This is a genomic window from Sanguibacter biliveldensis (assembly GCF_033798665.1).
GTDB classification, from domain to species: domain Bacteria; phylum Actinomycetota; class Actinomycetes; order Actinomycetales; family Cellulomonadaceae; genus Sanguibacter; species Sanguibacter inulinus.
Map to the genome: position 1 here is coordinate 1,036,805 of NZ_CP138359.1, position 21,717 is coordinate 1,058,521.

At 71.5% G+C, this 21,717-nt stretch carries 19 protein-coding genes; 14 read left to right on the forward strand and 5 right to left on the reverse strand.

Going from position 1 to position 21,717, the window contains the following annotated elements; translation table 11 throughout:
• Positions 1–222: 222 nt before the first annotated feature.
• The 3 genes from SANBI_RS04450 to SANBI_RS04460 all read left to right on the forward strand — a co-directional run bounded on the left by SANBI_RS04450 (position 223) and on the right by SANBI_RS04460 (position 6,003).
• A complete protein-coding gene (locus tag SANBI_RS04450; protein ID WP_056136813.1) occupies positions 223–558 on the forward strand; it encodes a WhiB family transcriptional regulator in 336 nt (111 codons plus the stop codon).
• Positions 559–694: 136 nt separating this feature from the next.
• Entirely contained in the window at positions 695–4,255 is a 3,561-nt protein-coding gene (locus SANBI_RS04455) for a glycosyltransferase family 2 protein (protein ID WP_319159344.1), read from the forward strand.
• Positions 4,252–6,003: a DUF5719 family protein gene (locus tag SANBI_RS04460; protein ID WP_319159346.1), complete on the forward strand. Its 1,752-nt coding sequence runs from the start codon at positions 4,252–4,254 to the stop codon at positions 6,001–6,003. The genes SANBI_RS04455 and SANBI_RS04460 overlap by 4 nt, the downstream gene beginning before the upstream one ends.
• Positions 6,004–6,082: 79 nt before the next feature.
• On the opposite strand, the gene SANBI_RS04465 is transcribed toward SANBI_RS04460, so the two are convergent.
• Complete coding sequence (locus SANBI_RS04465; RefSeq protein WP_319159348.1) at positions 6,083–6,529, reverse strand: metallopeptidase family protein; 447 nt, start codon at positions 6,527–6,529, stop codon at positions 6,083–6,085.
• A 132-nt stretch (positions 6,530–6,661) separates the two neighbouring features.
• On the opposite strand from SANBI_RS04465, the gene SANBI_RS04470 reads away from it, so the two are divergent.
• The 7 genes from SANBI_RS04470 (at position 6,662) to SANBI_RS04500 (ending at position 11,387) form a co-directional block, all read left to right on the forward strand.
• Complete coding sequence (locus SANBI_RS04470; protein WP_056136819.1) at positions 6,662–7,018, forward strand: DUF3499 domain-containing protein; 357 nt, start codon at positions 6,662–6,664, stop codon at positions 7,016–7,018.
• 6 nt (positions 7,019–7,024) lie between these two features.
• Entirely contained in the window at positions 7,025–7,300 is a 276-nt protein-coding gene (locus tag SANBI_RS04475) for a hypothetical protein (protein WP_319159351.1), read from the forward strand.
• A gap of 11 nt (positions 7,301–7,311) precedes the next feature.
• Complete coding sequence (locus SANBI_RS04480) at positions 7,312–8,904, forward strand: phosphomannomutase/phosphoglucomutase (RefSeq protein WP_319159353.1); 1,593 nt, start codon at positions 7,312–7,314, stop codon at positions 8,902–8,904.
• Positions 8,901–9,131 carry a Trm112 family protein gene (locus tag SANBI_RS04485; RefSeq protein WP_319159355.1) on the forward strand — a complete coding sequence of 77 codons (231 nt, stop codon included), beginning with the start codon at positions 8,901–8,903 and terminating at the stop codon, positions 9,129–9,131. The genes SANBI_RS04480 and SANBI_RS04485 overlap by 4 nt, the downstream gene beginning before the upstream one ends.
• Positions 9,132–9,134: 3 nt before the next feature.
• Entirely contained in the window at positions 9,135–9,953 is an 819-nt protein-coding gene (locus SANBI_RS04490) for an SDR family NAD(P)-dependent oxidoreductase (RefSeq protein ID WP_319159357.1), read from the forward strand.
• Positions 9,954–10,101: 148 nt separating this feature from the next.
• Entirely contained in the window at positions 10,102–10,317 is a 216-nt protein-coding gene (locus tag SANBI_RS04495; RefSeq protein ID WP_319159359.1) for a hypervirulence associated TUDOR domain-containing protein, read from the forward strand.
• 125 nt (positions 10,318–10,442) lie between these two features.
• Entirely contained in the window at positions 10,443–11,387 is a 945-nt protein-coding gene (locus SANBI_RS04500) for a cation diffusion facilitator family transporter (RefSeq protein WP_319159361.1), read from the forward strand.
• 148 nt (positions 11,388–11,535) lie between these two features.
• Here SANBI_RS04500 and SANBI_RS04505 read toward each other — a convergent pair whose 3' ends face one another.
• From SANBI_RS04505 to SANBI_RS04515, 3 genes are all read right to left on the reverse strand, one after another.
• Complete coding sequence (locus SANBI_RS04505) at positions 11,536–12,462, reverse strand: glycine betaine ABC transporter substrate-binding protein (RefSeq protein ID WP_319159364.1); 927 nt, start codon at positions 12,460–12,462, stop codon at positions 11,536–11,538.
• 112 nt (positions 12,463–12,574) lie between these two features.
• Positions 12,575–13,459, reverse strand: coding sequence for an ABC transporter permease (locus SANBI_RS04510; protein WP_319159366.1), 885 nt, complete (start codon positions 13,457–13,459; stop codon positions 12,575–12,577).
• Positions 13,456–14,835, reverse strand: a complete 1,380-nt coding sequence (locus SANBI_RS04515; RefSeq protein ID WP_319161179.1) for a quaternary amine ABC transporter ATP-binding protein — start codon at positions 14,833–14,835, stop codon at positions 13,456–13,458. The genes SANBI_RS04510 and SANBI_RS04515 overlap by 4 nt, the downstream gene beginning before the upstream one ends.
• Before the next feature lie 762 nt (positions 14,836–15,597).
• Here SANBI_RS04515 and ahcY point away from each other — a divergent pair.
• From ahcY to SANBI_RS04535, 4 genes are all read left to right on the forward strand, one after another.
• Positions 15,598–17,118, forward strand: coding sequence for an adenosylhomocysteinase (ahcY, locus tag SANBI_RS04520; protein ID WP_319159368.1), 1,521 nt, complete (start codon positions 15,598–15,600; stop codon positions 17,116–17,118).
• Between the two features lie 109 nt (positions 17,119–17,227).
• Positions 17,228–18,589, forward strand: coding sequence for a sensor histidine kinase (locus tag SANBI_RS04525; protein ID WP_319159370.1), 1,362 nt, complete (start codon positions 17,228–17,230; stop codon positions 18,587–18,589).
• Between the two features lie 70 nt (positions 18,590–18,659).
• Positions 18,660–19,316, forward strand: a complete 657-nt coding sequence (locus SANBI_RS04530; RefSeq protein WP_056136836.1) for a response regulator transcription factor — start codon at positions 18,660–18,662, stop codon at positions 19,314–19,316.
• A gap of 295 nt (positions 19,317–19,611) precedes the next feature.
• Positions 19,612–20,748: an acyltransferase family protein gene (locus tag SANBI_RS04535; RefSeq protein ID WP_319159374.1), complete on the forward strand. Its 1,137-nt coding sequence runs from the start codon at positions 19,612–19,614 to the stop codon at positions 20,746–20,748.
• A 138-nt stretch (positions 20,749–20,886) separates the two neighbouring features.
• Here the strand turns inward: SANBI_RS04535 and SANBI_RS04540 are convergent, their stop codons facing one another.
• Positions 20,887–21,705, reverse strand: a complete 819-nt coding sequence (locus tag SANBI_RS04540; protein WP_319159377.1) for an RDD family protein — start codon at positions 21,703–21,705, stop codon at positions 20,887–20,889.
• Positions 21,706–21,717 lie beyond the last annotated feature (12 nt).

The window sequence follows — 21,717 nt, forward strand, 5'->3', positions numbered from 1 at the left end:
AGCACGATCGTAGTCGGGCCACGAATCGCGGGGGTGTGCGGAACTTCACCCGCCCCTATGTCCTAAACGGAACAACTCGGCTTGACTCACAGAAGTGACACGCGTGTAATTTACGTCAACGGTCCACGCCGTGCGCCCTGAGAACGTGAGCGAGATCACGCTCATACGTCCGCCGCGGCCGCCGATCGTGAGACGACTGCTGATGCCCGGAGGGGGTGTGCCATGTGGGACCTGCTCGACGAGGACAAAGACTTCCCCACTGACGCGGGACTGACCGAGGACGCACCGCAGACGCTCGCGCCTGTGCTGCCGCTCTTCGGCGCCGCCGACGACGAGGCGATCATCGGGTGGCAGGAGCGCGCTCTGTGCGCCCAGACCGACCCCGAGGCGTTCTTCCCCGAGAAGGGCGGCTCGACCCGCGAGGCCAAGAAGGTCTGCGTGAGCTGCGACGTCAGGTCCGAGTGCCTCGACTACGCGCTCGAGAACGACGAGCGCTTCGGCATCTGGGGCGGGCTCTCCGAGCGCGAGCGCCGCAAGCTCAAGCGCCGCGCCGTCTGACCCACCCCTTCCCTGGGGCGCCTCCTCGACCGCACGCACCTGCGTGCTCGGTGCCCCACAGGCAGCACCCAGACTCGCGCCGCGCCGTGCTCGCCGCCGCCGGTCTGCGGGCGGTTGAGGCACTATGGACGACGGTATGACAACTCCGAGCCCTCTCCCCACGGCGGACCCGACCGCGGAGCGCACCCCCGCCGGGGTCGTGACCGCGATCCTGGTCACCCGTGGCACCACGCCCTACCTCGACGCCTCCCTCCGCGCCGTGCTGGCTGCCGACCGTGCTCCGTCGCGGGTCGTCGTCGCCGACACCTCCGAGGACTCGGGCGCACAGGTCGCCCCCGATCTCGCCGACCAGGTGGTCGTGCACAGGGTCCCCGGGGCTCGCTCCTTCGGGACCGCCGTCTCCGCGGTGCTCGCCGACCTCCCCGCCGTCGACAGCACGTGGCTCTGGCTGTTCCACGACGACTCCGCCCCGGAGCGCAGGTCGCTCGACCACCTGCTGCGCGCCCTCGAGCACACGAGCAACGTCGCCGTGGCCGGGTCCAAGCAGGTCCGCTGGGACGCCCCCGAGGAGCTCCTCGAGGTCGGCTACACGGTCTCTCGCAGCGGTCGCCGCATGACAGGAGTCGAAGACGGCGAGCTCGAGCAGGGCCAGCACGACTCCCGCGACGACGTCCTCGCGGTCGGCCTCACGGGTGCGCTCGTGCGCCGCTCGGTGTGGCTCGAGCTCCGGGGGACGGACCCGACCTACGGCGTCTTCGGGGACAGCCTCGACCTCTGCTACCGCGCGCGCCGCGCCGGGCACCGGGTGATCGTGGTGCCGACGGCTGTCGTGCACCACGCCCGGGCGTCCCTCACCGGGGAGCGCAGCCGGACCGCCGCCGGTGCCCGCACGGACGCGGCAGGTGCCTCCGACAGCCTCGTCTCGGGGGACCCGTCCTTCGGGCCGCGCCTGCGGTCCCAGCTGTTCTTCCTCGCCTCCACCCTGCCCGTCGTCGTGCTGCCGTTCTTCCTCGTCCTCGCCGTGGTCGCCGGTCCGGTCCGCGCGCTCTACAGGATCGCCGTCAAGCAGCCCGGCCAGGCGCTCGAGGAGATCTGGGCGCCGCTGTGGCTCGTCGGCCGGATCCCGCGGACCATCAGGGCGCGGGCCGTCGCGGCCCGCACCAGCTCGGTGCCGCGCCGACGCCTGGCCCCGCTGCTGGCCACGACCCGTGACGTCATCACCTCCCACCAGGACCGCAGGCTCGCCGCGCGTGCACGGCGCAAGGCGCTCCACAGGACGGACGACCTCGACCGCGCCGAGATCCTGCAGACCGGCAGGCGGCGTCGGCTCACGCTGCTCGGCCTGGTGCTGCTGCTCTGCGTCGTGACCGTCGTCGCCCTCGGACCCGCGGTCTCGACACTCACCAGCACGGGGCGCGTCGTCGGCGGCGCTCTGCTCCCGGCTCGCGGCGGCTGGTCCGACCTGTGGCAGGCGATCTCCGGCGGCTGGGTCCGCGACGGCCTCGGTGCCTCCGCGCCGGCCGACCCGCTGCTCACAGCCATCGCCCCGGTCACCGCGCTCACGGGCGGCGACCTCCAGCTCGCCGTCAACCTGCTCGTCGTCGCCGGGCTCGTGCTGTCGGGCCTCGGGGCCTGGTTCGCGGCTGGCGTGGTGACCCGGTCGCTGAGCCTGCGGTCCTGGGCGGTCCTGGTGTGGGTCGCCGCCCCGACGCTGCTCGCGGCCGTCGGGCAGGGGCGCCTCGGTGCGATCCTCGCCCACGCCGCGCTCCCGTGGTTCGCCCTCGCCCTCGTCCGGGCCCTCGGCCTCCAGCGCACCGACGTGTGGGGCCGGCTGCGCATGCGGTCGCAGGCCCGCGCAGACCAGCGCTTCCAGGACCGGGAGCGCGAGCGTCTCGCCGCCCGTGCGGCTGCCGCTGCCGTCTCCGAGACGGCTGAGGCGAAGGAGGCGGCTGAGACGAGCGGGACGGCTGAGGCGAGCGAGACGGCCGGCGCGCCCGAGAAGACCGAGTCTGACGAGCCTGTCGGCACCCACCCGGCCGGCCGGTCGACCGACGCGCTCACGGTGACGGTCGACGACCCCGACGACCTCCACGACGCCGCCGGCTCAGGCCTCGACGACGAGCCCGTCGACGCCGCGCCGCGCCCGGCGTCCTCTGCGGGACCACGCACGCCGGTCCGCGGGTCTCTCGCTGCCCTCGGCGCCGCAGCCCTGCTGTGCGCGGTGGTCGTCGCCGGAGCCCCGGTGCTCATGCTGCCGATCCTCGTGGCCCTCGTCGTCGTGGCCGCTGCCGCACCGCGGCACCGTCGTCCGCTGCTGCTCGTCCCCGTACCCGCCCTCGCGGTCCTCGGTCCCCTCGTGGTCCGGGCCGTGGTGACCTGGGACAGCGGCGGCTGGCGTATCCTGCTCGGCGACCCCGGTCTCGCGACCCCGTCGCAGGCGCCCGTCGCGTGGCAGCAGCTGCTCGGCTTCCCTGGTCCTGCTCGTCCGTGGTTCGTGGCCGACGGCGTGTGGGCCGAGATCTGGCGGTACGCACCGGGGCTGCTCGGCGGGTTGCTCCTGCTCGCTGCGCTCGTCGGTCTGCTCCGCTCGGGCGGACGCGGCTCTGCTGCTCGTGCCGGCTGGGCTGTCGCGGCCCTCGGCCTGGCGACAGCGCTCGTCTCCGGTGCGACAGTCGTCGCCGCAGGGGTCGACGGCGCCGTGACGGGATGGCCCGGCGCAGGGCTCTCGCTCATGACGCTGGGTCTGCTCGCCGCTGCCCTCCTCGGGCTCGACGGGCTCAGCGAGAAGGCTGTGAGCCACACCTTCGGCTGGCGGCAGGTGGCCGTCGGCGCACTCGCGACGGTCTTGGCTGCCGTGCCGCTCGCGGGGCTGACGGCATGGACCGTCCAGGCGCGCAGCGACGACAGCCCGGTGCTCGTGCAGTCGCTCGACCGGGCGATCGTGCCGGCCGTCGGTCAGCAGATGCAGGACTCCGGTCGCCAGGCCCGGGTGCTCGCCCTCGAGGTCGGCTCCGACGGCTCGGTCCACTACCAGCTGCTGCACGACGACGGGCCCCAGCTCGTCGACTCCTCGGTGGTCGTCGACGTCGCCCGTCTGACGAACCGTCCCGACAGCCTCGCGGAGCCTGTCGCCCAGCTGTCTGCAGGGCTCGACGGCGACCAGGTCGCGGTCCTCGGCGAGGCCGGGATCGGCGCCGTCCTCGTGCCGCCGTCCCCTGACCTCGCCAGGGCCGAGCTCGTCAGCCGGATCGACACCGTCGCCGGTCTCGAGCGGATCACCGAGAACGAGTCGGGCACGATCTGGCGGGTCGCCCCTGACGGCTCGGCCGAGACCGCGCTCCAGCCCGGGTGGGCCGACGTCTACAGCCCGGACGAGAGCGGGACCCTCGTGCCGTCAGGTGTCCTGGCTGCCGAGCCGCTGCGCGTCGACGTCGAGGTGCCTGCCGGTGCTGCGGGGCGGGTGGTCGTGCTGGCCGAGAACTACGCGCCGGGGTGGCGTGCGACGCTCGACGGGCAGCCGCTGCGGTCGGTCGGCGACGAGCAGCCTGCCTTCGAGCTCGGCGCTGCCGGCGGTCATCTCGTGGTCGAGTACGAGCGAGCCAGCCGTGCACCGTGGTTGATCCTGCAGGGCACCGTGCTCGTGGTCTTCGTGCTGCTCGCCCTGCCGGTCCGTCGTCGTCGAGGAGGGGCCCGATGAGCCCGCGCACCACACCCGAGCGCCGCCTGCGCCGCAGGTCTGCCACGCGGGCCGTGGTCGCGAGCCTCGCGGTCGTCGCAGTCACGGGGTCCCTCGCCGCCTTCGGCGACGACCTCTGGTCCGCCGGTGCCCTCGACGTCCCCGCGGGCGAGCAGGTCGCGGTCGAGGCACGCACTGCCACGCTCGTCTGCCCGGCTCCCGTGACCCTGGCCGACCCTGGCACGACAGGTGACAGCGAGTTCGGCTCGACGCCTGTCGAGACCGCCTCGACCCTCCAGGTCGCGGCCTTCGGCGCCGCCACCACGTCAGTGCTCAGCCCGCTCTCGACGGGCAGCGCGTCGGGTGCCGAGCGGACGGTCCAGGGCGCCGACCCGAGCGCCTACGCGCTCCTCGAGCAGAGCGGCAGCGCAGAGGCCGTGCGCTCGACGACGTCAGCCGGCGACGGGTCCGACACCTCGGCGAGCGCGTCCTCGCTCACCGCCTCGGGTGACCTCCGCGGCCTCGCCGCGGCCAGCTGCGCCGCGCCCGGGGTGGACCAGTGGCTCGTCGGGGGAGGCACGGAGCTCGGGTCGAGCAGCCGACTCACCCTCGCGAACCCGAGCCGCACCCCGGCGACGGTGACCCTCGAGCTGTGGGGACCGTCGGGACCGATCGACCCCGCGGGCCCCACCACCTATCTCGTGCCCCCGGGCGAGCAGGTCTCGACGCTCGTCGAGGGCCTCGCCGCCCAGCAGCGGGGCATCGTCGTCCGGGCCAGCTCGACGGGGGCTCTCGTCACAGCGACGCTCCAGCACTCCGTCCTGGACGGTCTGACCGCCCGCGGTGTCGACCTCGTGGTCGCGGGGGAGGCACCGGCCACGGCGCAGGTCCTCGCCGGGCTGACGGTCGAGGCCTCCGAGATCGGCGACGACGACGTGGCCTCGGTCCGCCTGCTCGCACCCGAGGGCGACGCCACGGCGACGATCATGGTCCTGGGGGCCGACGGGCAGCGTGTGCTGCGCGGCGCGCAGACCGCCGACCTCGTCGCCGGGACCGTGACCGACGTGAGCCTGTCGGGCCTGCCGGCGGGGACCTACTCCGTCGTCGTGCAGTCCGACGCACCCGTCGTCGCCGGTGCCGTGACGACCCAGACGGGGAAGGCTGACCGCGACGAGCCGTTGCTCGGCACCCCGGTCGACCGGACCTGGATCGCCTCGCAGCGCGGCAGCGCGACGAGCCCGAGCAGCGTCGTGCTGCCCGACGGGACGCAGGGGACGGTGTCTCTCGTCGCGCTGCCCGCCGAGGTCGACGGCAGCACCGACCTCGCCGCCCAGGTCCCGATCGTCTACGACGAGGAGGCCGCTGACGACGCTGCTGGCGACGACGCGACAGACGAGCCGACCACCGACGCGACAGCTGGCGACCCGACGTCGTGGGACCCGTCGACGCTGGGCACCCTCGAGGTCTACGGGACCGACGGACGCCTGATCGTCGACCAGGACGTCGAGCTCGCCCTCGGGCAGACCACGACGGTCGACCTCGCCGACCTCGTCGAGAGCTCGGCAGCGCGGGGAGACGACGGCGCGGAGATTGGAGCCGTCCGCTTCGTGCCCGACCCGCAGTCCTCGACCGTGGCGGCCTGGGTCCTCACCGCCCGGGCGGCCGGGGTGACAGGTTCGGTCAGCACCCTGCTGCCGACGGTCCCGAGCGCTGCGCAGGACGCGATCGTCGTGCGCCGCTCACCGACTGTCGGGCTGCCGCGCTCGTAGCCGCGCCTGCAGGCCTGCGCGTGCTGGGCTCGACCGGCTCGGTCTCACCCGCGCGGCTAGAGCCGTGATCTCCCTCGGCTCAGCCGGGCTCGCGGAAGTGCGGGTCGATCTCCTCAGGGCTGCGGGCCAGCATGTGCGCGACCTGCTCGACGACCACGTCGCGCACCAGGTCGGCGAGGTCGGCCGCGTCGACGGCCCGCGACTCGATCGGGCGCCTGTACACGAGGATGCGTCCGGGCTGCCCGGACTCGGCCGGGAAGTAGCGGCCCATCGGCACGCCGCCGTGCTCCCACGGTGCGGGGTCGGAGGGTGGCACGTCCTCGACGGCGAACTCGGTCCCGGTGAGCTCTCGGCCCCACGACGCCTCGAGGCGCTGGACCGTGGCGAGCACGTGCTCGTCGAAGCGCTCGGCGCGGGTGCGGTGCGCAGGGACCGACATCGGCAGGAGCGGGCCGCGCATGCCGCGACCGCGACGGTCGCGACGGCTGCCCCGGACGGTCGGGTCGGACGGGACGAGATCACGCATGCTGCCCAGCCTAGCCCTCGGGTCCTGACGGGCAGTCCGAGCGGGTGAAGGTGGCCCGCTCGACGGTGTCAGGGCCATCACGTCCGGCGTGGGACGCATGGCGCAGCGGCGGCGGGAGGTACCGTCTGCGGTGTGATCTCCGTACGCCAATGCTCCCGAACCGCCTGCGCGCGACCCGCAGTGGCGACGCTCACCTATGTGTACTCGGACTCGACGGCTGTCCTCGGGCCGCTCGCGCACATGGCGGAGCCGCACAGCTACGACCTCTGCGAGACGCACTCCGAGCGTCTGACGGCGCCGCGCGGCTGGGAGGTCGTGCGCCTCGCGCCCGCCTACGTCGACCAGGGTCCGACCCCCGACGACCTCGTCGCCCTCGCCGAGGCTGTCCGTGAGGCCGGCCGGCCCAAGCACCTGGCCGACCCTGAGCCCGTCCAGACCGGCGAGGTCGCGCGACGCGGGCACCTGCGCATCCTGCGCGGCGAAGGCTGACCAGCCGTGGTCGACACCGGTGGGGCGGCCGCGCCCCGGCGGCGCCGCAAGGCTCCGGCGCCAGACGTCCCGCTCGGCTCGCTGAGCCAGCCGCGCACGGCCGCGCCCGGGCCGGCCTCGTGCCCCGACTGCGCCTCCTCCTCGCTCACCCGCCTGTCGGTCAGCGGATCAGGGGTCCCCGCGGTGTTCCTCTCCTGCCACGACTGCGAGCGCACGGGCTGGTACGCAGCCGCCGACGGTCGCCCCCTCGACAGGGACTCCGTGCTGGGGAGCGACACGTAGGATTGGTGCTCATGGAACCCCGTGACTCCACTCTCACGTCTGACGGCCCGGCTCCGGTCGACCTCTCGGACCTCATCAAGTCCTACGACGTGCGCGGAGTGGTGCCCGAGCCCTTCAGCCCGGCGGTGGCCGAGGCCATCGGCGCGGCCTTCGCGACTGTCGTGGTGATCCCCGACGCGGGCGACGCGGCTGACGCGACTCCGAGCGAGTCCGTCCTGGGCGCCGCGACGGCGACGGGCACGCGCCGCCGTCCGACGGTCGCCGTCGGTCACGACATGCGCGACTCCGGTCCTGAGCTCGTCGAGGCCTTCTCACGCGGTCTCGTGGCCGCAGGGGTCGACGTCGTGCAGATCGGTCTGTGCTCGACCGACGGTCTGTACCACGCCTCCGGTGTGCTCGGCGTCCCGGGTGCGATGTTCACGGCCAGCCACAACCCGGCCCGCTACAACGGCATCAAGCTGTGCCGTGCGGGCGCGCGACCGGTCGGTCAGGACTCCGGTCTCGCCGAGATCAAGGCCCTCGCTGAGCAGTACCTCGGCTATGGCCTGCCCGGCCCGGCGACCGAGCTCGGCCAGACGAGCGAGCGCTCGACCCTCGGCGACTACGCGGCGTTCCTGCGCGGGCTCGTCGACATCTCCGGCATCCGCCCGCTCAAGGTCGTGGTCGACGCAGGCAACGGCATGGGCGGTTACACGGTCCCGGCGGTCCTCGAGACCGCTGCCGGGCTGCCGGCCCTGCCGCTCGAGATCGTCCCGCTGTACTTCGAGCTCGACGGGACCTTCCCGAACCACGAGGCGAACCCCCTCGACCCGAAGAACCTCGTCGACCTGCAGGCTGCCGTGGTCGAGCACGGTGCAGACCTCGGTCTCGCCTTCGACGGCGACGCCGACAGGTGCTTCGTGGTCGACGAGCAGGGCCAGGCTGTGAGCCCCTCGGCGATCACCGCGCTCGTCGGGCTGCGTGAGGTCGCCCGCGAGCTCGCGGAAGGGCGCACCCCCACGGTGATCCACAACCTCATCACGTCGCGGGCCGTGCCCGACGTGCTCTCCGCCGCCGGTGCCACGGTGGTGCGGACCCGCGTCGGCCACTCCTTCATCAAGGCGAAGATGGCCGAGCACGACGCGGTCTTCGGTGGGGAGCACAGCGCGCACTACTACTTCCGCGACTTCTTCTTCGCCGACACCGGCATGCTCGCCGCCCTGCACGTCCTCGCGGCGCTCGGCGAGCAGCCGCACCCGCTCTCCGACCTCGCCCTCGCCTACGAGCCGTACTCGGCGAGCGGTGAGATCAACTCGTCGGTCGACGACGTCCCGGCAGCGCGGGAGCGCGTCGTCCAGGCCTACGTCACCGAGGAGGGCGCCGGCCCGGTCACCGTCGACGAGCTCGACGGCCTCACGGTCACCCACTGGGACGAGCGCCCCCGCTGGTGGTTCAGCCTGCGTGCCTCGAACACCGAGCCGCTGCTGCGCCTCAACGTCGAGGCCGAGGACGAAGACATCATGGAGAAGGTCCGCGACGACGTGCTCTCGCTCGTCCGCGCGGCAGACTCCGCAGGCTCGACGACCACCGCACAGCAGGACGAGACGGACGAGGTGACGGCATGAGCACGCAGCAGCCCGGCGCGCAGGCCGCAGGCGCGGGGAGCCCCTTCCCGATCGACCCGTGGGTGCGCGAGATCTTGCGCTGCCCGGTGAGCGGGGCGACCCTCGTCGACGGCGTCGGCCCTGACGGCGCGCCCGAGCTCCACTCGACGGCCGAGCACGAGCCGCTCGCCTACCCGGTCCGCGAGGGCATCCCGGTGCTGCTCGTCGACGACGCCCGCAGGCTCTAGGCCGTGCCGAAGACCATCGTCGTCACCGGTGCCAGCGACGGGATCGGGGCCGCCGCGGCGCGCCGTCTCGCCGCCTCGGGGGAGCGGGTGGTCGTCGTGGGTCGTTCGCCCGAGCGCACCCGCGCCGTCGCCGACAAGATCGGCGCCGACCACCACCTCGCCGACTTCGCCGACCTCTCCCAGGTCCGCCGGCTGGCCGGCGACCTGCTGGAGGCGTACCCGCAGATCGAGGTGCTCGCCAACAACGCCGGCGGGATCATGGGGGCCCGTCAGACGACCGTCGACGGGTACGAGAAGACCTTCCAGGTGAACCACCTCGCGCCTTTCTTGCTGACGCAGCTGCTCATGCCCTCGCTCGTGGCAGGCAAGGCCACCGTGATCCAGACCGCGAGCATCGCGGCCCGGGTCTTCGCGAAGTTCGACATCGGCGACCTGCAGGGCGAGCACTCGTACTCCCCGCAGGCGGCCTACGGCAACGGCAAGCTCGCGAACATCCTCTTCACCTCCGAGCTGCAGCGGCGCTACGGCGACCAGGGGATCTCGGCCGTGGCCTTCCACCCGGGCGTCGTCGCGACGAGCTTCGCGAGCGACACGACGCACCTCATGCGGTTCCTCTACCACACGCCGCTCAAGCGCCTCTTCACGATCAAGCCCGACAAGGCGGCCGACGAGCTCGTCTGGCTCGCGGAGGGGACACCGGGCGTCACCTTCACCCCCGGCTCCTACTACGAGTCGAAGGAGATCGCGAAGAACGTCAACCCGCTCTCCCTCGACGCTGACCTCGCCGCGCGGCTCTGGGAGGAGTCCGAGGCGCTGGTCTGACGACGCTGCGCGCGAGGGTGGACGTCAGCCCCCGCGCTGCGGGGCGGCTGCCCTCGCGCTGCAGGTCGGCGACCGTCGTGGTCGACTGGTCCGAGACCGACGCCACGCGCCGGCGCGGACCGACGAGGACGAGCGAGGGGACGAGCACATGGCCGAGCCGTTGACGGTGGGAGACCGGGTGTCGTGGGGCACCCCTCAGGGGCGGACCCAGGGGAAGGTCGTCGAGCGCAAGACCGCTGACTTCCAGCTCGCCGGGCAGAAGTTCACGGCCTCGCAGGACGACCCTGCCTTCGTCGTGGAGTCGGAGAAGACCGGCGCGCACGCCGCGCACAAGGGCGGGGCGCTGCGCAGGCTCGCGGACTGACACGCTCCTGCGCTCAGGTCGTCGACCTGTCGGCGGCAGAGTAGGTTTGACGCCGCAGCACGGCGCTGCCGCGCAAGACGGCCCAGACGGTGGCCCCGCGCGTCGCTCCAGGACGATGAGGCACGATGTCAGCACACGGTGGTTCCAAGGCGATCGTCGCGGCTCTGGCCGCGAACCTCGGCATCGCGGTCACGAAGTTCGTCGCGTACCTGCTGACGCACTCCTCCTCGATGCTCGCGGAGTCGGTCCACTCGCTCGCAGACTCGGGCAACCAGGCGCTGCTGCTCGTCGGCGGCAAGCGTGCGCGCCGCGAGGCCGACGCCCAGCACCCCTTCGGCTACGGGCGCGAGCGGTACATCTACGCCTTCATCGTCTCGATCGTGCTGTTCAGCCTCGGTGGCCTCTTCGCCCTCTACGAGGCGTACCACAAGTTCTCCGACCCCCACGGGATCGACTCCTGGCACTGGGTGCCCGTCGTCGTGCTGGTCGCAGCCATCGGCATGGAGGGCTTCTCCTTCCGGACCGCTGTCCACGAGTCGAACCTCGTGCGTGGCAAGCAGACGTGGAGCCAGTTCATCCGCACCGCGAAGGCTCCTGAGCTCCCCGTCGTCCTGCTCGAGGACTTCGGTGCGCTCGTCGGGCTCGTGCTCGCCCTCGGTGGTGTCGGGATGACCCTGGCGACAGGTGACGGTCGCTACGACGCTGCCGGGACTGCCTGCATCGGTGTGCTGCTCGTGCTCATCGCCGTGGTCCTCGCCCTCGAGACCAAGTCGCTCCTGCTGGGGGAGTCCGCCTCGAAGGACGCCGTCGCGGCGATCGAGAAGGCGCTCGTGGGACCTGGCGTGCCGTCGGTGATCCACCTCAAGACGCTCCACCTCGGCCCTGAAGAGCTGCTGGTCGCCGCGAAGATCGAGGTCGACACGACCGAGAGCGCGAGCGAGGTCGCCGACGCGATCGACGAGGCCGAGTCACGCGTGCGTGCGGCGGTCCCGGGGCTGACGATGCGCATCTACCTCGAGCCCGACCTCCGCGACGCCGCCGGCACGCTGCGCGGGACTACGGCTCCCTGACAGCTCTCTGCACGACCTCGGTTCTGGAGGTGCGCTCTGGGCGCGACAGACCGCGCGAGAGAACGCACGAGGCCGGTCTCCCCACCAGGGGAGACCGGCCTCGTGCGTTCAGGACGGGTGCTCAGCGCGGCCGTCCGTCAGGTGGTGCTCAGGCCTCGGCTGCGGCCTTGAGGTCGTCGACGAAGGTCGGGTTCTGCTCGAGCCACTCCTTGGCGGAGGCGTCCGGGTCAGAGCCGTTGTTCTCGTTGAACATGATGTTCTCGAGCGAGAAGAGCTGCTCGTCGGTCAGCTTGAAGGCGCCGATCCACGATGCTGCGGTCGGGTAGTCCTTGGCGAAGTCCTCGCGGCCGACCGAGTTGATCTCCTCGGCCTCGCCCATCAGCCCCTCGGGGTCTTCGAGGTCGCGGATGGGGAAGGCGTCGTATGCCCAGTGCGGGCGCCACAGGGTCACTGCGACGTCGTCCCCGGCATCCGTCGCTCCCTTGAGCTCCGCGAGCATCGCGGGGGTCGAGGAGACGACGAAGTTCATGTCGTCGAGCCCGTACCCGGGGATGGCATCGTCTTGGGTGATGCGGGTCAGACCTGCTCCTGCCTCGATACCGACGAGACGGTTGTCGAAGACGTCGGCGTTATCTGCAAGCTCGTCGAGCGAGGTGATGGGGGAGTCCTCGTTGACGGCGATGGTGAGCTTCGCGTCGTCGTACCAGACGCCGAGCATCTCCATCTCGTCGCCGTACTTCTTGAGGTAGTCGGCGTGCGTGTTCGGCAACCACATGTCGAAGTTCACGTCGAAGTCACCACCGGTCAGCCCGGTATACACGACACCCGCATCAGCCTCGGTCGTGTCGACCGTGTAGCCCTCCTGCTCGAGCATGACCTTGAAGAGGTGCGAGACGGCGATGCCCTCGTCCCAGCCGGAGTGGACCCCGACCGAGATCGTCTCGAGGTCACCGTTCTCGAGGCGAGGTGCTTCGTCTGCCGCGGCGTCGTCGCCCGACGAGCAGGCGGCGAGACCGAGGGCGAGCGCCAGCGAGCCGGCGACGAGTGTGGTGCGGTGCGTAGAACGGTTGAACATGGTTCCTTCCTAGAGGCAGCGACCCTGATGGACGCTCCCGCGGGGTTGGTGAGTGGTGCAGTCGCACCTGCCGGACGCCCAGGGCGAGCGACGTCCCACAGGTTAAGTGGGGTCAGGCGGCCGTGGCCTTCAGGGCCTTGGCCACTGGTGCCCTGTCGCCGAGGGCGGAGGTGACGCGGTCGAGGAACATCGCGAGGATCACCACGGCGAGCCCGGCCTCGAAACCGAGGGAGATGTTGACGCGTTGGAGCGCTCGCACGACGTCCGATCCGAGGCCGACGGCCCCGACCATGCCGGCGATGACGACCATCGACAGCGACAGCATGATGACCTGGTTTATCCCTGCCATGATCGTCGGGAGAGCCAGCGGTAGCTGGATCTGCCGCATGATGCGACCCTCGGTCGCGCCGAAGGCGTGGCCGGCCTCGACGACCTCGCGGTCGACCTGACGAATGCCGAGCTCGGTGAAACGCACACCTGGGGCGAGCGCGAAGATCACTGTCGCTACGATGCCGGGGACCTCACCTGTGAGGAAGATGACGACGGTCGGGATGAGATAGACGAAGGCCGGCATAGTCTGCATGAAGTCCAGAACCGGACGCAGCAGCTGGGAGACCGAGTCGTTGCGTGCTGCCCAGATGCCCAGCGGGATGGCGATCAGCAGCGCGATCGCGCTCGCGATGATCACCAAGGCCAGTGTGTCCATGGCGTTGCCCCACTGGCCGACCATGTCGATCACGGCGAAGCCGATGAAGGCCCCGAGGCCGAGCTTCCAGCCGCGTGCCCAGAGGGCGAGCCCAGCGAGGACGAGGGCGATTACCCAGAACGGCGGACCGCTGAGGACCGTGTCGAGCTGGTCGAAGAGCCAGGTGAGGACGCTCTTGACGAGGTCGAAGAGCCAAGCGAAGGTAGAAGTGACCCAGCTCACGAAAGCCTCGACCCACTCACCGAGCGGTGCGCGGGGGAGACCCGACTGGGTTTCTGCGGCGGTGATCACGGGTGTTCTCCTGTCGTCTGCTCGGACGGGTCGGCGGGCACGGGCTCTGCGGCGACCGCGTCAGCGGCCCCGGCGCTCGTCGGTGCCTGCTCGACCGCGGCGGACGCGACGGTGTCGTCGTCCGCGCTGTCCTGCGTGCTGGTCTCGTCGGTCGTCTCCTCGAGGTGCTGAGGCACCATGGCCTCGAGCAGCACCACGCGCGGGATGACGCCGACGAGGCGACCGGCCGCGTCGGTGACGGGCACGGGGAGCGGCGACTCGGCCGCGGGGGCGAAGACCTCGGCGAGCGAGGTGTCCTCGGTGACAGCGGTGAGGTCGTCGCGGACGAGGCCCTCGAGCGAGGTGACCCCGGCGCGCAGGGCGTCGACCACCTCGGCGTCGTAGACGACACCGCGCAGCGTGCGCGAGCGGTCTACGACGTACGCGGCGGAGACCTGCGCCTCGCGCATCGTGCGGGAGGCCCCACGGGGACCCGCAGACATCGGGACGACGGCACGCGGGCGGTGCATGAGCGAGGAGGCCGTGAGCACGCGGGTGCGGTCGACGTCGGCGACGAACTGCGCGACGTAGTCGTTGGCCGGGTCGGAGAGGATCTCCTCGGAGGACCCGATCTGCACGATGCGCCCGTCGCGCATGACGGCGATGCGGTCGCCGAGGAACATGGCCTCGTTGAGGTCGTGCGTGATGAAGATGATGGTCTTGCCGAGCTTGCTCTGGAGCTCGACGAGCTGCTCCTGCATCTCGCGGCGGATCAGCGGGTCGAGGGCCGAGAAGGCCTCGTCCATGAGCAGCACGTCGGTGTCGGCGGCCAGGGCGCGGGCGAGGCCCACACGCTGGCGCATGCCGCCCGAGAGCTGTGAGGGCAGCTTGTCGGCCCAGTCGGTCAGGCCGACCAGGTCGAGGGCCGTGCGGGCACGCTCGAGGCGGCTGGCCTTGTCGACGCCCTGGATCTCGAGCGGGTACGCGGCGTTGTCGAGCACGGTGCGGTGCGGCAGCAGCGCGAAGTGCTGGAACACCATGCTCACGCTCTTCTGGCGGATGTCACGGAGCTTCTTGGCGCCGACGGCGTTGATGTCCTGCCCGCCGAGGCGCACAGTCCCCGACGTCGGCTTCCACAACCCGTTGAGCATGCGGATCAGCGTGGACTTGCCCGAGCCCGAGAGGCCCATGACGACGAAGATCTCGCCCTTGGCGACCTCGAAGCTCGCGTCGATCACCGCGGCGGTGCCGAGCGAGGCGACGTCGGCGCGGCTCGCGCCGGCCTTGAGCTTGCGTGCGGCCTCGCCGGAGCGGCGGCCGAAGATCTTGTAGACGTTCTCGACCTGGACCGCGGGCGTGCCCTCGGTCCCGGTGGTCGTACCGGTGGTCTTGGTCAGCAGCGAATCCTGCGCACCCTGGTCGGAGTCGCTGGGCGCGGCCTGTCCTGCCGCTGCGTCCGTGCGTCCTGCCTGGTGCGGGTCCTGCTGTGTGGTGACTCCTGGTCCTACGGTCACTGTCTCCCCGTTCGCGTGTCCTGCCGTCCGTTGCTTGGCGGCAGGGTGAGGCCTGCGTCGGCGCACCAGGACGGCACCTGGGAGGGTGCCGGGAAGGGCGTCGTGGCGAAGGCGCTGCCGAGACCTGCTCGTCGCGCCACCACGCCGAGATCACGCGACCGGTCCGGGACGAGATCCACGTCGGACGGCGGCGGCTCAAGGCGCTCGCAGGCCGATCGTGTCCTTGATCGGTCTTTTCCACCATGCCCCATGCGCTCCGTCGTGGCTAATGCTCGAGCGGTGAACGGAGGGTGGCGATACCGTTCCTTTACCCGGAAACCTGCGGCTGGTCGGCGATCTGCCGCGGATCACGATCGTTACCTGTCTGTGATCTACTCAATCGCTGCAAATCCGCGGATGTTGCCTGGGTCACAGGAATCCAGTGGCGTGGCTCACTCCTGCTGAAGTTTGCCAAGCCTTGCCCGGAGGAGGAGTCCGGTCAACGATCGGTCATCTCGCGACACTTGTCCGCACTGTCGACCCCGGGTGGGTCGCGAGGTCTGCGAGGTGCAGAAGGGGTCCTCCGTGCACCTGTGGACGACCCTGCTGGGAGGGTGCCCGCCGAGTAGTCTGGCGAGGACCCTCACACCGAGACCTCGGAGCATCATGTCGACGCACAGCTTCAGCGAGTCCCCCGGCCAGTACAAGGTCCGCGACCTCTCCCTCGCGGAGGCGGGTCGGCACCAGATCCGCCTCGCCGAGCACGAGATGCCCGGTCTGATGGCGCTGCGCGCCGAGTACGGCGAGAGCCAGCCGCTCGCGGGTGCCCGCATCGCAGGGTCGATCCACATGACGGTCCAGACGGCCGTGCTCATCGAGACGCTCACAGCGCTCGGCGCGAAGGTGCGCTGGGCGTCGTGCAACATCTTCTCGACCCAGGACGAGGCCGCCGCCGCCGTGGTCGTGGGACCTCACGGCTCTGTCGAGGACCCGCAGGGTGTCCCGGTCTTCGCGTGGAAGGGCGAGAGCCTCGAGGAGTACTGGGAGTGCACGGAGCAGATCTTGCTCTGGCCGAGCGACTCGGTCGAGGGCGTCGACGCCCCCTACGCGGGACCCAACATGATCCTCGACGACGGCGGCGACGCCTCGCTGCTCGTCCACGACGGCCTCGCCTACGAGCGTGCCGGCGCCGTCCCGCCGGACACCCGCCCGGGGGAGCCCAACCACTCCGAGGAGACCAACGTCGTCCTCGCGCTGCTGCGCCGCGTGCTGCAGGACGACCCGCTGCGGTGGACCACGATCGCCGAGAACATCCTCGGTGTCACCGAGGAGACGACGACAGGCGTCCACAGGCTCTACCAGCTCGCCGAGTCCGGTCAGCTGCTGTTCCCGGCGATCAACGTCAACGACTCGGTCACCAAGAGCAAGTTCGACAACAAGTACGGCATCCGCCACTCCCTGCCGGACGGCATCAACCGCGCGACCGACGTGCTCATGGGCGGCAAGGTCGCCTTCGTGGCCGGCTACGGCGACGTCGGCAAGGGAGCGGCCGAGGCCTTCCGCGGCCAGGGCACGCGTGTCATCGTCTCCGAGATCGACCCGATCTGCGCCCTGCAGGCCGCGATGGACGGCTACCAGGTCGCCACGATCGAAGACGTCCTCGACGAGGCCGACTTCTTCATCACCACGACGGGCAACAAGGACGTCATCACGGCCGACCACCTGACGCGGATGAAGAACAAGGCGATCGTCGGCAACATCGGCCACTTCGACAACGAGATCGACATGGCCGGTCTGGCCCAGGTCCCCGGTGTCACGCGCACCGAGATCAAGCCGCAGGTGCACGAGTGGACCTTCACGACGGGGGAGCGTGCCGGTCGGTCGATCATCGTGCTGTCCGAGGGGCGCCTGCTCAACCTCGGCAACGCGACGGGGCACCCGTCCTTCGTGATGAGCAACTCCTTCGCGAACCAGGTCATCGGTCAGATCGAGATCTACACCAAGGCCGGGACCGACGAGGCGTACCCCGTGGCCGTGCACCGCCTGCCGAAGATCCTCGACGAGAAGGTCGCACGCCTGCACCTCGACGCCCTCGGCGTCCGCCTCACCACGCTGAGCCCGGCGCAGGCCGGCTACCTCGGCATCGACGCAGACGGCCCCTACAAGGCAGAGCACTACAGGTACTGAGCGACGTGCGAGAGAGGCACGTCCGTCGGGGCGCGCGGGGGACCTCCCCCGTGCACCTCGGCGGACGCCACCCTGGTCGGCGCGCCCGGCAGTGACGACGATGGAGAGCATGGAGACGCTGACCTACCCCTGGAGGCGCGCCCGGGAGCCTGAGCTCCTCGAGCGCGTCGGGTTCTTCAGCGGTGCCTTCAGGGCTCGCACCTGGCGCGAGCTCGGCTACCTGTTCGTGGTCACCCTGTGGTCGGTCGTCGGCTTCGTCTACGTCGTCGTGATGTTCGCGCTGACCGCCGGGCTGCTCGTGACGGTGGTCGGCGGGGGCGGGATCCTCGGCGCGATGATCGTGGGCGCCCGGGGCTTCGGAGCCGCCGACCGCGGTCTGGCCCGTGGGATGCTGCGCGCCGAGATCAACAACCCGCGGCCGTTCCGCCGCAAGAAGGGACTCTGGGCCGGGATCTGGTCGATGGTCTGCGACGGCGTCGGCTGGCGCGCCGTCGCGTTCATGGTGCTCCAGCTGCCCCTCGCGATCGCCACCCTGGTGATCGCCGTCGTGTGGCTCGCCGTCCCGCTCGGCGCGATGACCCACTGGTACTGGTCCAGGTTCCTCCCAGCCGTCCCGGACACCCGAGGTGTCCTGCACCGCGGCGCCGAGCTGCTCCCCGACTACTTCGTCGACACCACCCCGCGCCAGGTGGTCATGGCTGTCGCCGGCCTGCTGCTGTTCTTCGTCGGGGCGGCGATCGTCCGCGGCCTGGCCCACCTGCACAGGATGCTCGCCGAGGGCCTGCTCGGTCCCACTGAGGCGAGCATGCGTGTCGCGAGCCTCGAGCAGTCGCGCGGGCGTGCTGTCGAGGACGCCGACTCGACGCTGCGCCGCATCGAGCGCAACCTGCACGACGGCACCCAGGCGAGGCTCGTGGCGATCGCCATGCAGCTCGGCGAGGCGAAGGAGCAGGCCTCGGCCAGCGGGGCCTCGCGCGAGCTGACGGATCTCATCGCGGCGGCGCACGTCTCGACCAAGGAGACGCTCGTCGAGCTCCGAGAGCTGTCCCGCGGGATCCACCCACCGGCCCTCGACAACGGTCTCGGTGTCGCCCTCGAGACCCTGGCGGCGCGCAGCCCGCTGCCCGTCCAGCTCGACGTCGACCTCCCGGGCCCGCCGGCGTCACGGCCTGCCGAGGCGATCGAGACCATCGCGTACTTCTGCGTGACCGAGCTGCTCACCAACGCGATCAAGCACGCCCAGGCCACGGCGCTGCACGTCCGGGTCGCCGTCCGGGCCCGGGCGCTGCGCCTGGAGATCCGTGACGACGGGGTCGGCGGAGCGGTGATCCTCGTCCCCGACGCCGAAGGGCACCACAGCGGGCTCGCCGGCCTGTCCGAGCGGGTCGGCTCGGTCGACGGGACCTTCGTCGTCACCAGCCCGCCCGGTGGGCCTACGCTCGTCACTGTCGTGCTGCCGCTGCACGTCTGAGCAGTCTCCGACCCGGACACCCGTCCGTCTCCGTATCACCCGCCCGCACCACGACCGACAGGACAGCCCCGTGCGTCTGCTCATCGCCGAAGACTCCGTCATCCTGCGCGACGGACTCGTCGCGCTCCTCACCCGGCGCGGCCACGAGGTCGTCGGGGCGGCGGGCGACGGCGAGCAGCTCCGCGCGCTCCTCGCCGACCTCGAGCCCGAGCGCGCACCCGACGTGGTCATCATCGACATCCGGATGCCCCCGACCTTCACCGACGAGGGCCTGCACGCGGCCCTCGCGATCCGCTCGGCCGACCCGCAGCAGGGTGTGCTGCTGTTCTCGCAGTACGTCGAGACCCGGTTCGCCGCGCAGCTGCTCACAGGTGACGCACGCGGTGTCGGCTACCTGCTCAAGGACCGTGTCGCCGACGTCTCGGACTTCATCGACGCCCTCGAGCGGATCGCCGACGGCCACACGGTCCTCGACCCCGAGGTCGTCACCCAGCTCATGGGAGCCGCGCGGGCCGACGACGGCCTCACCCGCCTGACCCCGCGTGAGAACGAGGTCCTCGAGCTCATGGCCCAGGGACGGTCCAACACCGCGATCGCCGAGCGTCTGGTGCTCTCCTACGGTGCTGTCGAGAAGAACGTCTCGTCGATCTTCACCAAGCTCGACCTCCCGCTCGACGCCGGCGACCACCGTCGTGTCCTCGCCGTGCTGCGCCGCCTCAACGCCTGAGGGGCGGACCGCACCACGGGCACCCCCAGTGCCGGGGGTGGGAGAACCCGACCCCGGTGGGTGGGTCGGCCTCCGCCAGAGTCGGAGGACTGTCCCATGGGCCCTGTGACCTGCGACGACAAGACTCGAAGAGCACAGTCCCCCAGCTCTCGAGGTCGTCCACATGTCCCGCCCCGCCCCCTCCACGCCGACCGCCCAGGTGCGCCTGAGCCAGGCCGTCTCGCACGTCTCTCGCCCGCCAGCGCAGCGTGTGTCGTCGTCCGCTGCGACACGCTCCACGACGACCACCTCTGCGATGTCGACGCCTGGAACGACGGCTGGAACCCTGGCCCGCCCGGCCCGTGACCCGCTGCTCGACCTCCTGCGTGCCGTGGGGACCGTGGCCGTCGTGGTCGCTCACTGGCTCATGCCGCAGGTCGCGTGGGACGGCTCCGACATGAGTGTCGTCAACGTCCTCGGCAGCGGGCCCGGGTGGGTGGTCACCTGGCTGATCCAGGTGATCCCGCTGATGTTCTTCGTCGCCGGGGCGGCGACCTTCGGGCAGGTGCGGCGCAGGCCTGCGCCCTGGTCGCAGTTCATGGGTGCCCGGCTGCGGAGACTGGTCCCGCCTGTCGCGGTCTTCGCCGGGACCTGGCTGGTGCTGCGGGCAGCCCTGCCCGCCCTCGGGGTGCCTGAGGGGGCCGTCGAGGTCGCGGCGACCATCGCCCCACAGCTGCTCTGGTACCTGGGCATCTACGTGGTGCTCCTCGCCGCGTCGCACGGGCTGCTGGCCTGGTACGCCAAGACCGGGGTGGTCGGGGTCGCCGCGATCGGTGCCGCGGCCCTGTGCGTCGACGTCCTGCGCTTCGGGGCCGACGTCCCCCACGTCGGGCTCGCCAACCTCTTCCTCGTGTGGGCCTTCGCATACACGCTCGGCTTCGCCTACGCCGACGGACGGCTCTCCTGGTCGTCCCGGACCTGCGCGGCGCTGGCAGCGGCCGGGCTCGTCGGCCTCGTGGTCGCGGTGACCGTGGGGCCCTACCCGCTGAGCATGGTCGGCATGCCCGGCGACACCTTCTCCAACATGGGGCCGCCCACTCTGTGCCTCGTCGCGCTCACCCTCGTCCAGGTCTTCGGTGCGGTCGCGCTGCGGGGACCGCTGGTGGCGCTCGCCCAGACTCCATGGGTGGCCCGCGCTGTCGCGTGGCTGTCGGCGCGGTCCATGACCGTCTACCTCTGGCACCTCACGGCGATGTTCGTGGTGATCGGCCTCATGACCGTCGGAGCGCACGTCGACCTGCCCGAGGGGTGGACCTCGTCCTGGTGGCTCACCCGGCCGGCGTGGTTCGCGGCCTGCCTGGTGGTGCTGCTCGTCCTGGTCCGTGTCTTCGAGAGGGTCGAGCACCTCGGCCAGCGGCGGCCGCGGCCGGTCGTCGTCCTGGCCGCGGCCTGATCGCCACGGGGACACGGTGGGGACGAGGCGGGAACGCTGTGGGAGCACAGCGGGGGACATGGCGGGGACAGCAAGGGACAGCAGTGGGCCGCAGGGGACGCAGCGGTGACAGAGCCGGGCGCTGCAGACCGAGGTCCCTCAGCGCGCCGGGTCGGGGATCCCGTAGGGGAGCGTGCGGACGGTCTCGGCCTGCTCGGCAGCGACAGACCGTGCACGCTGGGCTGCGGCCCACTCGCGTGAGCGGCGCTCGGCGAGGACGGCCATGAGGAAGGTCTCGGGCGGGGTCCCGGGCGGCGGCCCTGGGGCGACGAGCTTCTCGACCCGCCCGGCGAGGTCCTGGCCCATCCGGGCCCGAGACGTCTCGTTCATCCTCTGCCCGCGCGCCAAGAACTGCCGGACCGCGAGGGCCAGGCCGTCCGGGAGGCGGCGCATGTCTGCGGAGGCCGCCCAGCCGGCGAGGGGCCGCGGCATGTAGACCACAGCCACGGTCGACCGCCCGCCGCGGATGCGGATCGCGTAGGTCCCGGCGAGCATGTCGCCGATGCGCTTGCCCTTGGTGTTCGTCAGGGACGCGACGAGCGCGACGGTCCCGAAGGTGAGCCACAGCTCCCCGACGCCCACGAGCGACCGGATGAACGCGTGCCGCACCCGCACAGGCCCACCGTCGTCGCGGACCACCCGGATGCCCGTCGCCAGCTTGCCGAGGGACCGGCCACGGGTCAGCGTCTCGACGGTCGTGGGCACCACGACCATGACGAGCACGAGGACGGAGACGAGCAGCGCGGGCGCGATGTCTTCGCCGCCGACGGCGACGCTCCCTGTCGCGAGCCACAGCAGGACGAGCAGCACCGCTCCCTGGACGGCGATGTCGAGCGCGCTGCCGAGCATCCGGGTCGCGAAGGACGCTGGACGGGCGTCGAGCACCACGCCCTCGCCGATGACGATGCCGTCGTCCACGGAGTCCTCCTG